The sequence below is a fragment of the Kineococcus arenarius subsp. arenarius genome (assembly GCF_050871845.1).
Taxonomy (GTDB): Bacteria; Actinomycetota; Actinomycetes; order Actinomycetales; family Kineococcaceae; genus Kineococcus.
Genome location: NZ_JBJLSE010000041.1, coordinates 1 through 13792 on the forward strand (window position 1 = coordinate 1; position 13792 = coordinate 13792).

13 protein-coding genes are annotated in these 13792 nt (G+C 77.8%); 5 read left to right on the forward strand and 8 right to left on the reverse strand.

Annotated features, from left to right (window positions below):
- Nucleotides 1-38: 38 nt before the first annotated feature.
- Genes ACRYM0_RS11560 through ACRYM0_RS11570 form a run of 3 tightly spaced genes read right to left on the reverse strand, consistent with a single transcriptional unit; the run spans nucleotide 39 to nucleotide 2754 of the window.
- Nucleotides 39-653 (reverse strand): hypothetical protein, encoded by a 615-nt coding sequence (locus tag ACRYM0_RS11560; RefSeq protein WP_432505184.1) that lies wholly within the window; start codon nucleotides 651-653, stop codon nucleotides 39-41.
- Nucleotides 654-664: 11 nt separating this feature from the next.
- Nucleotides 665-1516, reverse strand: coding sequence for an NAD-dependent protein deacetylase (locus ACRYM0_RS11565; protein ID WP_432505186.1), 852 nt, complete (start codon nucleotides 1514-1516; stop codon nucleotides 665-667).
- The gene (locus ACRYM0_RS11570; protein ID WP_432505188.1) at nucleotides 1513-2754 is read right to left on the reverse strand and encodes an MFS transporter; all 1242 of its coding nucleotides are present in this window, start codon (nucleotides 2752-2754) and stop codon (nucleotides 1513-1515) included. Before ACRYM0_RS11570 ends, ACRYM0_RS11565 begins: the two co-directional genes overlap by 4 nt.
- Nucleotides 2755-2827: 73 nt before the next feature.
- Between ACRYM0_RS11570 and ACRYM0_RS11575 the strand changes: the two genes are divergently transcribed.
- Entirely contained in the window at nucleotides 2828-3739 is a 912-nt protein-coding gene (locus ACRYM0_RS11575; RefSeq protein ID WP_432505190.1) for a LysR family transcriptional regulator, read from the forward strand.
- Between the two features lie 143 nt (nucleotides 3740-3882).
- On the opposite strand, the gene ACRYM0_RS11580 is transcribed toward ACRYM0_RS11575, so the two are convergent.
- Both ACRYM0_RS11580 and ACRYM0_RS11585 read right to left on the reverse strand, forming a co-directional pair.
- Complete coding sequence (locus ACRYM0_RS11580) at nucleotides 3883-4626, reverse strand: SDR family oxidoreductase (RefSeq protein WP_432505192.1); 744 nt, start codon at nucleotides 4624-4626, stop codon at nucleotides 3883-3885.
- A 26-nt stretch (nucleotides 4627-4652) separates the two neighbouring features.
- A complete protein-coding gene (locus ACRYM0_RS11585) occupies nucleotides 4653-6122 on the reverse strand; it encodes a DNA polymerase IV (protein WP_432505194.1) in 1470 nt (489 codons plus the stop codon).
- Between the two features lie 182 nt (nucleotides 6123-6304).
- On the opposite strand from ACRYM0_RS11585, the gene yczE reads away from it, so the two are divergent.
- The 3 genes from yczE to ACRYM0_RS11600 are packed head-to-tail and all read left to right on the forward strand — an operon-like array spanning nucleotide 6305 to nucleotide 8887.
- Nucleotides 6305-6976, forward strand: coding sequence for a membrane protein YczE (gene yczE / locus ACRYM0_RS11590; protein ID WP_432505196.1), 672 nt, complete (start codon nucleotides 6305-6307; stop codon nucleotides 6974-6976).
- A gap of 38 nt (nucleotides 6977-7014) precedes the next feature.
- A complete protein-coding gene (locus ACRYM0_RS11595) occupies nucleotides 7015-7770 on the forward strand; it encodes a sulfite exporter TauE/SafE family protein (RefSeq protein ID WP_432505198.1) in 756 nt (251 codons plus the stop codon).
- Nucleotides 7771-7798: 28 nt separating this feature from the next.
- Nucleotides 7799-8887, forward strand: coding sequence for a winged helix DNA-binding domain-containing protein (locus tag ACRYM0_RS11600; RefSeq protein ID WP_432505200.1), 1089 nt, complete (start codon nucleotides 7799-7801; stop codon nucleotides 8885-8887).
- Here ACRYM0_RS11600 and ACRYM0_RS11605 read toward each other — a convergent pair.
- Nucleotides 8820-9575 (reverse strand): cation diffusion facilitator family transporter, encoded by a 756-nt coding sequence (locus ACRYM0_RS11605; protein ID WP_432505202.1) that lies wholly within the window; start codon nucleotides 9573-9575, stop codon nucleotides 8820-8822. The two genes, ACRYM0_RS11600 and ACRYM0_RS11605, sit on opposite strands and share 68 nt — an antisense overlap.
- Nucleotides 9572-9940, reverse strand: a complete 369-nt coding sequence (locus ACRYM0_RS11610; RefSeq protein WP_432505236.1) for an ArsR/SmtB family transcription factor — start codon at nucleotides 9938-9940, stop codon at nucleotides 9572-9574. The genes ACRYM0_RS11605 and ACRYM0_RS11610 overlap by 4 nt, the downstream gene beginning before the upstream one ends.
- Nucleotides 9941-10267: 327 nt before the next feature.
- On the opposite strand from ACRYM0_RS11610, the gene ACRYM0_RS11615 reads away from it, so the two are divergent.
- Nucleotides 10268-11020, forward strand: coding sequence for a SigB/SigF/SigG family RNA polymerase sigma factor (locus ACRYM0_RS11615; RefSeq protein WP_432505204.1), 753 nt, complete (start codon nucleotides 10268-10270; stop codon nucleotides 11018-11020).
- Between the two features lie 27 nt (nucleotides 11021-11047).
- Here the strand turns inward: ACRYM0_RS11615 and ACRYM0_RS11620 are convergent, their stop codons facing one another.
- A complete protein-coding gene (locus tag ACRYM0_RS11620) occupies nucleotides 11048-13738 on the reverse strand; it encodes a SpoIIE family protein phosphatase (RefSeq protein WP_432505206.1) in 2691 nt (896 codons plus the stop codon).
- Nucleotides 13739-13792: the final 54 nt, after the last annotated feature.

A 13792-nucleotide genomic window follows, 5' to 3' on the forward strand; every position in this document is an offset into this window, starting at 1 on the left:
CAACTTCCTTGTTCACCGCGGCGAGGGGGTGGCGGGGGTCAGCGGGGGGTGTCGCGGGGGCGCAGGCCCACCGCGCGCAGCTGCAGGTCCGCCAGGGCGGTCAGCGCGGCGGGGTCCTCGCGCGCCCAGGCGCCCGCCGGGTCCGGGTGCGCGTCCAGCAGCTCGGCGGACGAACGGGTGTACAGGGCGCGCAGGGCCAGCAGCCGCTCACCGCCCGCGGTGGCGGCCAGCCGACGGGCCTCACCGGCGCGGCGGCGCCAGCGCAGCCTGGGCACCAGGTGCAGCAGGGTGACCAGCGCGATCGGCACCGCCGCGGTCGCCACGCCGAGCACCGCGGCCAGGTGCGTCACCGCGTCCACCTGCTCCTGCCCGGCGGCGGCCAGCGACGCGGCGCCGTCGGCGGCGCGCTGCAGGGGCCCGGTCAGCTCGTCCCCGACGAGCGGCAGGTCGGCGGCGCTCTCCCCCGCGCCGTCGAGCTGCCGCGACAGGTCCCGCGCCCCACCGGCGAGACCGCGCGCGGGGTCGGCCAGCGCGGCCACGGCCCCGGCCACGGCCCGGCCCAGCAGCACCGAGGCGGTCACGAGGACCAGCCACACCGCGTCGGCGGCCACCTGCCGGGCGCGCACCGCGGGCAGGTCCGCGTACCAGCGCACGGCCCGGCCCCTCAGCACACGGGGGTCAGCTCGGCGGCCAGCGCCGGCAGCACCTCGCCCAGCGGCGCGTCCACCCGCACGTCCGCCTTCGCGTCGCCGCGGGTGGGACCGGAGTTCACGATCGCCACCGGGGTGCCGCGCTTGGCGGCGTGCAGCACGAACCGGTAACCCGACATGACCTTCAGGGAGGAACCCAGGACCAGCAGGGCGCGCGCGCCGTCCACCAGCGCGAAGGAGGCGTCGACCCGATCGCGCGGGACCGTCTCGCCGAAGAACACCACGTCGGCCTTGAGGGCGTCCGCGCCGCAGCGCCGGCACGGCACCGTGCGGAAACCCTCCAGCTGCTCCTCGGTGAGGTCGGCGTCGCCGTCGGGGTTCAGCGCGCGGAACTCCCGGACCCGCTCGTCGAAACCCGGGTTCGCGGCGCGCAGCCGCACCGCGAGCTCCGCGCGGTCGGTGACCTCGGAGCAGCGCAGGCACACCACGCGGTCCAGGTTCCCGTGGATCTCCACGACGTTCCGGCTGCCGGCGGCCAGGTCCAGCCCGTCGACGTTCTGCGTGATCGTGCCGTCGACCAGACCGGCCGCCTCCAGCGCGGCCACGGCCCGGTGCCCGGCGTTGGGCCGCGCGCGGCGGAAGTGCTCCCAGCCGACGTGGCTGCGGCCCCAGTAGCGCCGCCGCCCCTCGGCCGAGGAGGTGAACTCCTGGTAGGTCATGGGGGTGTGCCGCTGCAGCGAGCCGTTCGGGCCGCGGTAGTCGGGGATGCCGGAGTCGGTGGACATGCCCGCCCCGGCGAGGACGGCCACGCCGCCGGCGCCCACCAGGTCCCGCAACCGCCGCAGCTCCCGCTCGTCCCCGCTCACGCGCCCATGCTGCCCGCCGGGCGCCCGGTGCGCAGGACCAGCGCGGCGGCGAGCGCGGCCGCGGCGGCCAGGACCACGACGGCCACCACCACGCCCGTCCACCCGCCGGCGCCCAGGACCAGACCGCCCAGCCAGCCGAGCAGGCTGGAACCGGCGTAGTAGCCGAACGTGTAGAGCGCCGAGGCCTGCGCCCGCACCCCCGCCCCGGCCCGGGCCCCCACCCACCCGCTGGCCACGGCGTGCGCCGCGAAGAACCCGGCGGTCAGCAGGACCAGGCCGGCGCCGACGAGCGGCAGCGAGTGCGCCAGCGTCAGCAGGCAGCCGGCGGCGAACACGCCGGTGGCGCCCAGCAGCACCGGCAGGCGCCCGTGCGCGGTCAGGCGCCCGGCCAGCGCGGAGGAGGCGGCGCCCGCCAGGTAGACGACGAACAGCAGCCCCACGACGGTCTGCGACAGCGAGAACGGCGGCGCCAGCAGCCGGAAGCCGAGGTAGTTGTAGACGGTCACGAAACCGCCCATGAGCAGCAGGCCCTGCGCGTACAGGACGAGCAGGCCGGGGTCGGCGAGGGCGGCGCGCAGCCGCTGCGCCAGGCGGGGGCCGGACGCGCCGCCGCGCCGGGGGACGAAACCGCGGGCGCGCGGGACCAGCGCGCAGAACGCGGCGGTCGCCAGCGCCCCGAGGACCGCGACGGCCGCCACGCCCCAGCGCCAGCCGGCCAGGTCGGCCACCAGGGCCGAGGACACCCGCCCGGCCAGCCCGCCCAGGGAGGTGCCGGCGACGTAGGCGGCGGCGGCGCGGGCCACCTGCCCGGCGGCCAGCTCCTCGGCGAGGTACGCCATCGCCACCGCCGGCAGCCCGCCCAGGGCCGCCCCCTGCAGCGCGCGCAGGACCAGCAGGGCGCCCAGCCCGGACGACCACGGCACCGCCAGGCCCAGCGCGGTGGCGGTCACGACGGAGGCGGCCATGACCGGCACCCGCCCGGCGCGGTCGGCCAGGCTGCTCCACCCCACGACGGACAGCGCGAGCGCGCCGGTCGCCACCGACACCGACAGGGCGGCGTGCGCGGCGCTGACCCGCAGCCCGCTCGCCAGCGCCGGCAGCACCGCCTGCACGGAGTACAGCTGGGCGAAGGTGGCGACGCCGGCGGCGAACAGGGCCACGACGACGCGGCGGTGCCCGGGGCTGCCCGGTTCGTGCCCCGTGCCCGGGAGGGTCGCCGGGTCGCTGTCCACGCTCACCCGCACGACGGTAGGAAGCACCCACCCATGCGTCCAATGCATGGGAATCGCGGGACTCATGCATCCTGGTGGGGTGGAGGACGTGGACGAGGCGGTGCAGGCGCTGGCGGGCCCGCTGCGGGTGCTGGCGACGGTCGCCGAGCACGGGCACGTCACCCGTGCGGCGCAGGAGCTGCGGCTGGGCCAGCCCACCGTCAGCCGGGCCCTGGCCCGCGCGCAGCGCGCCGTGGGCGTGCCGCTGCTGGTGCCGCACGGGCGGGGGGTGCGGCTGACCGCCGCAGGGCGGGTGCTGGCCGAGGCCGCGCACCGCGCGCTGGGCGAGGTGGAGCGCGCGGTGCGGGCCGTGCGCGCGGACGACTCCCCCGACACCGGCCGCGTCGCGCTGGGGTTCCTGCACACCCTGGGCGCGGCGGCCGTGCCGGCGCTGGTGCGGGCCTTCCACGAGCAGCACCCCGCCGCCCGCTTCCAGCTCACCCAGGGCGCCGCCGGGGCGCTGCTGGCGCAGCTGGCCGCCGGGGACGTCGACCTGGCGCTGACGTCCCCGCTGCCCACCGGCCCCGGCTGGCGCACCCGCGCGCTGCTGGAGCAGCCCCTCGTGCTGGCCCTGCCCGCCGAGCACCCGCTGGCCGGGCGCGACCGGCTGGCGCTGGGCGACGTCGCCGGCGAGGAGTTCGTGCTGTTCGAGCACGGCTACGGGCTGCGCGAGACCGCCGACGCGATGTTCGCCGAAGCCGGCGTGGTGCCGCGGGTCGCCTTCGAGGGGCAGGACGCCGACACCGTGCGCGGCCTGGTCGCCGCCGGGCTGGGCGTGGCGCTGCTGCCCGCGCCCGGCAGCCCGCGCCCCGGCGTCGTCGAGCGGCCCCTGGCCGGGCCGTCCACCTCGCGCACCGTGGGGCTGGTGTGGCGCGACGAGGAGCTGCCGCGGGCGGCGGCGGCGTTCCGCGACGTCGTGCTGGCGCGACCGGAGCTGCTGCGCGGGCCGTGAGGGGCTCACCCGTCCCGGGGCGACGCCCGCACCGCACCCCCGACCGGTGGACGCCGTCCACGACGTCCCCGACCTCGCGCAGGTCGACCCCGCGCTGCGCCGCACGGGTCGGGGGGTGAGCGCCCCGGCCGCCGGACCCAGCTCTACCGCCCGCCGCTGACGTCCAGCGTCGTGCCGGTGACGTACGAGGCGGCGTCCGACAGCAGCCACACCACCGCCTCGGCGACCTCGGAGGCCTCCCCGCCGCGCCCCATCGGCACGCTGCGCTGCAGCCGCTCCACCCGGCCCGGGTCGCCGGCGGAGGCGTGGATGCCGGTGCGGATCAGCCCCGGGCGCACCCCGACCACGCGGATGCCGTGCTCGGCGACCTCGCGGGCCAGGCCCACGGTCAACGCGTCCACGGCGGCCTTGGAGGCGGCGTAGTCGACGTACTCGCCGGCGCTGCCGAGCACGGCCGCGCGGGAGGAGACGTTGACGACGGTGCCGCCGCCGTTCTTCGCCATGCGGGTCACGGCCTCGCGCGCGCACAGGAACGCGCCCACCACGTTGACCTCCAGCAGGCGGCGCACGCGGGCGGCGTCGATGTCCACCACGCGCGCCGCGGGGGCGTTGACGCCGGCGTTGTTCACCAGGCCGGTGACGGGACCGAGCTGCTCGGCCTCGGCGAACAGGCGCCGCACGTCCGCCTCGGAGGACACGTCGGCCTGCACGGCCCTGACCGGGGTGCCCAGGTCGGCGGCCTGCGAGGCGACGAACTCCGCGGCCTCGCGGCGCGTGGCGTAGCTGAAGCAGGTGGGCACCCCCCGCGCCGCCAGCGCGTGCACGACGGCGGCGCCGATCCCTCGGCTGCCACCGGTCACGACCACGGTCCCCTGCGCTGGTTGCACGCTACGCACCGTACCGACCCCGGCGCTCAGCGTCGTGCACCGAGATCGGCGGAGAGCTGCGCCGCCCACCGCTGCGGGTCGAACACCGGCGGGTCCGCCGGCGTCAGGTCGGGGTCGTCCTCGCGGAACGTGCGGATGCGGCCCGGCGGGGTGTGCGGGCCCTCGAAGCGCACCGTGACCCGGCCCACCCCGGAACCCTGCACCCAGCCCGGGCCGTGCTCGGCGTGCTCGACGTCCTGCCCCGGCAGCCAGCCCGGCCGCGCCGGCCGGCCGTACGGGTGCGCCGAGCCGCCCGGCACGACGGCCCCCTCGTCCGGCGCGGGCTCGGGCGGGGGCGGCTCGGCACCGGGTCCACCAGCGGGCTCGCCCACCGGGTCCGCCAGGTCCGCCAGGTCCGCCAGCAGGTCCGTCTGCGCGAACTCCGACAGCCCCGACACGCCAACGCCCAGCAACCGCACGCCGTCGGCCACGTCCACGCCCTCCAGCAGCTCCGCGGCGTGCGCGGCGATCTCCCGCGCCGAGCTCGTCGCGTGCGGCAGGGTCCGGGAGCGGTTCAGGGTCGAGAAGTCGTAGCGGCGAACCTTCAGCGTCACCGTGCGCCCCGACACCCCGGCCGCCACCAGCCGGGAGGCGACCCGCTCCGCCGCCCGGCGGGTGCGCTCGGCCAGGTCCCGGCGGTCGGTCAGGTCGGTGGCGAACGTCTGCTCCGCGGACACCGACTTCGCCTCCCGCTCGCTGACGACCGGCCGCGGGTCCACGCCGCGCGCGAACGCCAGCAGGCCCGTGCCGTGCGCGCGGCCCAGCATGCGCACCAGCTCACCCTCGTCGGCGGCCGCCAGGTCCCCGATCGTGCGCAGGCCGCTGCGCACCAGCCGGTCGCCGGTGACGGCCCCCACGCCGGGCAGGCGGCGCACGCTCAGCGGCGCCAGCAGCTCGCGCTGCTCCCCGGGCGGCACCACGACCAGCGCGTCGGGCTTGCGCAGGTCCGAGGCGATCTTCGCGACCAGCTTGCTGGGCCCGGCCCCCACCGACACCGTCAGGCCGGTGCGCGCGCGCACCGCGGCCCGGAAGCCCTCCGCGACCTCCGCCACCGCCGCCGCGTCCAGGCCCTCCCGGGCGGCGGACAGGTCCACGTAGGCCTCGTCCATCGACACCGGCTCCACCAGCGGCGACAGCTCCCGCGCCAGGGCCATGACCTGCTCCGAGACCGCCCGGTAGGCGCTGAAGCGGCCCGCCAGGTACGCCGCGTTCGGGCACGCGCGCCGCGCCTGGGCCGTGGGCATCGCCGAGCCCACCCCGAACACGCGCGCCTCGTAGCTGGCGGTGGCGACCACGCCGCGGCCGCCGGTGCCGCCCACCACCACCGGCCGCCCCCGCAGCGACGGCTTGTCGCGCTGCTCCACCGCGGCGAAGAACGCGTCCAGGTCCAGGTGCAGCACCGCAGGGCGGGTCGGGTCCGGGCGCGAGCGCACCGGGGGCGCACCGGAGGGGGACACCGCACGAGTCTGCACCCCGCCCCCGACAGCGCACCGCAGCCGCGCGCCCACCGGCCCGACCGGGGCCACCTGCGCCCCCGACCCCACCGGTACGTTCGGCGCGTGGTGCCGCACCCCCGAGGACCAGCGCCGACCGCCGCCCGGGCCCGCCGGGCGGCCGAGGGCCTCCTGGACGGGCACCGGTGAGGCGCGCACCGCTGGGCCGCAGCCGCTGGGGGGACCGCCCGGCGACCAGGAGCACCCGGCTGCTCCTCGGGCTGGTCGTGTTCGCGCTGGCGCTGGCCCTCCTCGTCCGCGCGGACCTGGGCCTGGACCCGTGGACGGTGTTCAGCGCGGGTCTCGCCCGGCACCTGGGCCTGACGCTGGGCGGGGTGACCGTCCTCACCTCCGTGGTGGTGCTGCTGCTGTGGATCCCGCTGCGGCAGCGCCCCGGCATCGGCACCGTGGCCAACGCGCTGGTGGTCGGCCCGGTGCTGGACCTCTGGATCGCCCTGCTGCCCGCACCCGGGGCGCCCGCGCTGCGGGGGCTGTTCCTGCTCGCGGCCCTGGCCCTGGTGGCCGTGGGCACCGGGCTGTACGTCGGCGCCGGGTGGGGGCCGGGGCCGCGCGACGGGCTCATGACGGGCCTGGCCGAGCTCGGCGTGCCCCTCTCCCTGGCCCGGGTGCTCATCGAGGGCTCGGTGCTGGTGGCCGGCTGGCTGCTCGGCGGCGCGGTCGGGGTGGCCACGGTCGTCTTCGCCCTCGCCGTCGGGCCCCTGGTCGGCCGGGCCCTGCCCCGGCTGGCCCTGCCGCCCTCGCCCGGGGCGGACGGGGGCGGGAGCGGCGGCGGGGAGCCCCGCCCGTCGATGTCCTAGCCTCGCGCGGTGACACCGCACCAGCTCCGGGGCGCCCCGTGGACCTGAGCACCACCGGCTTCGCGCTGCTCGTCCTCGCCGCCCTCGTCATCGGCTTCGCCAAGACCGCCGTCGGGGGCGCCGCCACCGTCGCGGTCGCGATCTTCGCCACGGTCCTGCCGGCGAAGGAGTCCACCGGCGCGATCCTGCCGCTGCTCATCGTCGGCGACCTGTTCGCCGTGGCCGCCTACCGCCGGCACGCCGACTGGGCCCTGCTGCTGCGGCTGCTGCCCAGCGTCGTGGCCGGGGTGCTGCTCGGCGCCTGGTTCGTCGGCGTCGTCGACGACACCGTCATGCGCCGCTCCATCGGCGCGGTGATCCTGCTGCTCGTCGTCCTGCACCTGCTGCGCCGGCGCCGCCTGCGCCGCCGCGGCGGGGACCTCGTGCCCGCTTCGCCCGCCCGGCGCCGCCTGGTCGGCGCGGCCTTCGGGCTGCTGGCGGGCTTCTGCACCATGGTGGCCAACGCCGGGGGCGCCCCCATGTCGATCTACCTGTTCACCATGGGCCTGGGGGTCATGTCGTTCCTGGGCACCGGGGCGTGGTTCTTCTTCATCCTCAACGTGTTCAAGCTGCCGTTCAGCGCCGGTCTCGGGCTCATCACCGCCGACTCGCTGCGCACGGACCTGCTGCTGGTGCCCGCCGTCGTGGCCGGCGCGCTGCTCGGCCGGTGGGTCGTCGGCCGGCTGAACCGGGACCGGTTCGAGAACTGGGTGCTCGGCGCCTCCGCCCTGTCCAGCCTGAACCTGCTGCGCTGAGGCGGGCGCACCCGCCAGGATCGGGCGGGTGGACCAGGTGCTCCCGGTGCTCCCGGCGCGCGAGGTGGGGCTGTGGCGGCTGGTCGCCCAGCGCGTGGTGCCGTCGCTGCCCGGTGCGGCCGGGGTCGTCGAGCACCTGACGTGCGCGCAGGCGCAGGACCTGCGCGCCGCCACCACCGCCGTGGCGCTGCGCACCGCCCCCGGTGGCCCCGACCTGACCGCCGCCCTGGGCACCGGCGAGGTCGTGCGCTCCTGGCCGCTGCGCGGCACCCTGCACCTGGTGCCGGCGGTGGACCTGCCGTGGGTGCTGGCGCTGTGCGCGCCGCGGGTGCTGCGCTCCACCGCCACCCGCCGCGCCGGCCTGGGCATCACCGACGACGACGCGGCCGCCGCCCGCCGCACCGCCGAGGACGCGCTCGCGGGCGGGCGGGGTGCCACTCGCACCGAGCTGCTCGCCGCGCTGGGGGCCGCCGGGCAGGTCACCGCCGACGGGCGCGGGTACCACCTGCTGCTGCACCTGTCCCTGACCGGCGTGCTGTGCCTGGGGCCGCTGCGCGGGCGCGAGCAGGAGTTCGTGCTGCTCGCCGAGCACGTGCCCCGCCCCCGGCACCTGGACGGCGACGACGCCCTGGCCGAGCTGGCCCGCCGGTTCCTGCTGAGCCACGGGCCCGCGACCGTCGCCGACCTCGCCCGGTGGGCCGGTCTGCCGCTCACCGCCGCCCGCCGCGCCGTCGCGGCCGCCCGCACGGACCTGGCCGCCGTGGACGTCGAGGGCACCGAGCACCTGCACGACCCCGCGCTGCCCGACCTGGTGGCCGCCCACCGCCGCACCGCGGCCGGCACGCACCTGCTGCCCGGGTTCGACGAGTTCGTCCTCGGCTACGCCGACCGCTCCCACGTCCTGCCGGCCGAGCACGCCGAGCGGGTGGTGCCCGGCGGCAACGGGGTCTTCCGCGGCACCGTCGTGCACGGCGGGGTGGTCGTCGGCACCTGGAGCCGCGGCCCGGGCCGGGCCGGCGAGCAGGTGGCCGCCGAGCCGTTCGGGTCGTTCACCCCCGCCCAGGAGCGCGGGGTGCGGCGCTGCGCGGCGGCGCTGCCGGACGGCCGGCCCGGCTGAGCTGCACCGGGGTGGCGCCGGGGGTGGTGCCGGGGGTGGTGCAGCAGGCGCCGGGGGCGCAGCAGCCCTCCCCCCGCCAGGCCTCGCGGCCCTCCTTCAGCGCCACCGCCGCGATCACCAGCCCGGCGACCGGGTCGGCCCACGACCAGCCCAGCGTGGCGTTGAGCAGCAAGCCGATCAGCAGCACCGCGGACAGGTACGTGCACAGCAGGGTCTGCGTGCCGTCGGCGACCACCGAGGCCGACCCCAGCCGGCGGCCGGTGCGCCGCTGCGCCCACGACAGGAACGGCATCACGACCAGCGAGGCGGTCGCCAGGCCGATGCCGACCGGCGAGGCGTCCGGCTCCGCGCCGGTGGCCAGGGCGCGCACCGACTCCGCCGCGACGTAGGCGGCCAGCACGACGAAGGAGACGCCGATCAGCCGCAGCGCCCGACGCTCACGGGTCTCGGGCAGCCTGTGGCGGAACTGCCACAGGATGACCAGGCCGCTGGAGACCTCCACCACCGAGTCCAGTCCGAAGCCGACCAGCGCCACCGAACCGGCCACCACCCCGGCGGTGACCGCGACGACCGCCTCGACGACGTTGTACGTCACGCTCGCGCCGGCCAGCAGCTGGGCGCGCCGGCCCAGCCGGGCCCGCTCGCGCGCCCCCGGGGGCCGCTGCGCGGTCGCGCCGGGAGCGCTCACCGTGCGCCCTCCTCGCCGTAGACGGGGCACAGCACCACCGCCGAGCCGGTCGCGGCCAGGACCCGCTCGGCCGCGGCCAGCAGGTCCAGCACCTCGGGGCGGGCCAGGGAGTGCACCGAGGCGCGCCCCTGGGCGCGGGAGGTCACCAGGCCGCAGTCGCGCAGGCAGGCCAGGTGCCCGGAGACCGTGGACTGCGCCAGGCCCAGGTGCCCGGTCAGCTCCACCACCTTGCGCTCACCCAGCGCGAGGTGGCGCAGGATCGCCAGGCGGGCCGGGTCGGCCAGGCTGCGGAACAGGCACACCGCCGCGGTGGTGCCCTCCAGCTCCTGCGCCGCGTCGGGAACCACCGCCAGCCCCAGATCCATCGTCACGAGCCGATGATATCCGCGGCGGCCGATGGGAACAGCCCGAGGACCGGCGGCGGGCACCCCGCGCAGCTCACCCACCCGCACGCCGGCACCCGCCCTCCGGTTGCCGACCGGCCCGCGGACTGCTGGCATGCGCAGGGCCCGTCCGGCACGGCGGCAGCGGGCCGTCGACGATCGTGGAAGGTGGCGAGGACAGCGAAGACCACGACGAGCCGGTCCGGGGGCGGCCTGGCGGAGGCGACGCCCCCGGGGAGCACGGCCGCGGTCCCGCTCCAGGCGGCACCGCCCACCGGCGAACGCGCACGGCGGCCCGAGCACGCGGTGGTGCGCGAACGCACCGCCGAGCTGTTCGCCGCCCTCGCCGAGCAGGACGATCCCGCCGAGCGCGCCCGGCTGCACGAGCGCATCACCACGCTGAACCTGCCGATGGCCTTCAGCATCGCCCACCGCTACCGCGGCCGCGGCGAGGACGTCGAGGACCTGCAGCAGGTCGCCGCCGTCGGCCTGGTCAAGGCCGTCGAGGCCTACGACCCCACCCTGGGCCGCGAGTTCGCCGTCTTCGCGGTGCCCACCGTCTCCGGCGAGCTCAAGCGCCACTTCCGCGACAAGGGGTGGAGCATCCGCCCGCCCCGGCGGCTGCAGGAGCTGCGCCCCCGGCTGAGCGCGGCCCGCACCGAGCTGGAGCAGGACCTGGGGCGCTCCCCGTCCATCTCGGAGGTCGCCGCCCACCTCGGGGTCGACGTGGAGGAGGTCAGCGAGTGCATGGCCGCCACCGAGCAGTACCACCTGCACTCCCTGGACGAGCTCGTCGCCGGCGCCGACGGCACGCGCCCGAGCCTGCTGGACACCCTGGGTGACCTGGACGCCGCGCTGGAGTCCACCGCCGACCACCTCACCCTCGCCCCCCTGCTGGCCTCCCTGCCGGAGCGCGACCGCCGCCTGCTCGTGCTGCGCTTCGAGCGCGGCTGGACCCAGGCGCGCATCGCCGAGGACCTCGGCGTCAGCCAGATGCAGGTCTCCCGGCTGCTGCAGGCCCTGCTGAGCCGCCTGCGCACCGCGATGGACCCCGCCGCCTGACGCCCGCCGGGCACCGCGCCCGCGCGGTCAGGGGACGGGCACGTCCGGTTCCGGCGGCACGTGCGGGGGCACCCGGTGCGGCCCCGCCTCCGCGGGGCGCGACCGGTCCTGACGGTGCAGGCGCACGGCGACCACCGCGACGTCGTCCTCGGGGTCCGGCGGCAGCATCTCCTGCAGCAGGCGGTCCACCAGGGTGTCCAGGTCGGTGTCCTCCGCGGCCAGGTCCTCCAGCACCTCCTGCAGCCGCTCCAGCCCCTCCTGCAGGGGCTGGTCGCGCCGCTCCACCAGCCCGTCGGTGTACAGCACCACGGTGGCACCGCGGTCCAGGAGGACCTCGGAGTCCTTGCGCTCCGTGTCCGGCAGCACGCCCAGCAGCAGGTCGGCGTGCACGCCGGCCAGGGCCAGCACGGTGCCGTCGGGGTTGACCACCATGGCCGGGGGGTGCCCGGCGTTGGACCAGCGCATCCGCGTCACCCCGCGCCCGCGCTCGTCCAGGCTCTGCTCCAGGCGGGCGACGATGGCCGTGGCCGTGGTGGTGATCCGCAGGTTCGCCATCGCCCGGTCGGCCCGGGCGAGCACCTCCGCGGGGGAGGCGTCCTCCAGCGCGCCGAGGGTGCGCACGACGGTGCGCACCTGGCTCATCGCCGCGGCGGCCTGCGTGTCGTGGCCGATGACGTCGCCGATGACCAGCACCGTGGCCCCCGCGGGCTGCATGAACGCGTCGTACCAGTCGCCGCCCACCTGGGCCGCCTCGGCGGCCGGCGCGTAGCGCACCACGACCTGGCCGTGGTCCGGCTCGGGCGGCTCGCTCAGCAGGGAGCGCTGCAGGCCCTCGGCCAGGTCGCGCTGCTGGCGGTACAGGCGGGTGGAGTCCAGGGCCAGGCCCGCGCGGGCCGCGACCTCGCCGGCGGTGGTCAGCTCCTCCACGCTGGAGGGGGCGCGGTCGGGACCGGCGAAGACCGTCATCAACCCCACGGTGCGCCCGCGCCCGCGCAGCGGGAAGACGGCCGCCGACGCCGGCGCCAGCTCGGCCAGGACCGGCCGGACCCGCCCCCCGGGCCGCAGCACGGCCGTGATGGCGCGGGTGGCGTCCGGGATCGGCACCGGGCGGCTCTGGCGCAGCGCGCGCCACACGAACGCCGACTCGGTCAGCTCGTCCAGGCGGTGCGCGGCGTACTCCTGCACCAGCGGCCGCAGCCGCTCGTCGCGGTGCCACCACCCGACGTCGCGCAGGCCCCGGCGCAGGTGCTCCTCGCGGGTGGCGCGGGCGCTGGCCGGGGTGCTGACCGCCGCGTCGTCCTCGACCAGCGTGATCACGCACCAGTCCCCCAGCGCCGGCACGACCAGCTTCGCCAGGCGTGCCACGGCCTGCTCCCCGTCCAGGGTGGCGGTCAGCTCGGCGGTCACCGCGGCCAACAGCTCGGCGCGGGCGGCAGCGGCCTCGGCGGCCTGCTGGGCGCGCTTGCGGGCGGTGATGTCCAGGAAGTACAGCGCCAGCCCCTCGCCCTCGAGCACCGCGCGCACCTCCACCCAGACGTCGAGCGGCTCCGGGTAGTGCGCCTCGAAGACCTCCGGCCGGCCGCTGTGCACGGCGCGGCGGTAGTGCTCCTCGAAGGCCGTGCCGACGGCCCGCGGGAAGACCTCCCACAGCGAGCGCCCCAGCAGCTGCTCACGCCGCTGCCCGGTGATGCGCTCGGCCTCGGCGTTGGCGTAGACGGTCCGCCAGGCGGCGTCCACGACCAGGTAGCCCACCGCCATCGCCTCCAGCGCCGCCGCCACCCGCTGGGTGACCTGGCGCTGGGCGCTGACGTCGTGCACGGCCCCCACCAGCCGCACCGGCTCGCCGTCCGCACCGCCCAGGACGCGTCCGCGGCCCTCCAGCCACCGGGTGCCGCCGCCGGGCAGCAGCACCCGGTAGGAGGAGGCGTACACCCCGCTGCGCAGGGCCGCGTCCAGGTCGGCGCGCGCCTGCGCCTGGTCCTCGGGGTGGATGCGGCCCACGGCCCGGTCCAGGTCCTCGACCGGGTCCTCGCGACGCACACCGAACAGGGCGTGCATCTGCTCGTCCCACACCAGGCGCCCGGTGGACGGTTCCAGCTCGAAGGTGCCGATGCCGGCGGCCTGCACCGCGACCTCCAGCAGCGTCCTGCTGCGCCGGTACTCGCCGCTGAGCGCGGCCAGCTCCAGGTGGGCCGACGCCTCCTCGGCCACCTGCTCCAGCAGCATCACGTCCTGCTCGCTCCAGGTGCGCGGGGACGGCTGGAAGACGCACACGGCGCCGACCACCCGACCGTCCCCGGCGCTCAGAGGCACCCCCAGGTAGGAGCCCACGACCCCGCTGGTCACCGACGGCAGGTGCGCCACCCGCTCGTCGGCGCGGGTGTCGGCGATGGCCAGCGGCGCGCCCGCGGCGGCGGTCTGCGTGCACAGCCACTGCGCCAGCGGTCCGGGACCGTCCTCGCCGGCGGGCGGCTGCGGACCGGCGGCACCGGCCAGGTGCTGCACGTCGCTGAGCAGCGAGACGCGCCCGGAGGGGACGTCCAGCAACCGCGCCGCCAGCGCCGCCACGCGCTGCAGAGCGGGCGGGGTGCCGCCGCGCTGCAGCCGGCGCGCCTGCGCCACCCGGGCCTCGTCCGCCGACAGGGCACGGCTCGCCGCCCACGGCGCCGCAGCGGCCCCCGTCGCGGGCAGCGACCGGCGGGAGGGGTCCTCGGGCACGTGCTCTCCTGACACCGGGTGGTCTTCTGGCACCGCGCCAGCTGCACGGGTGAT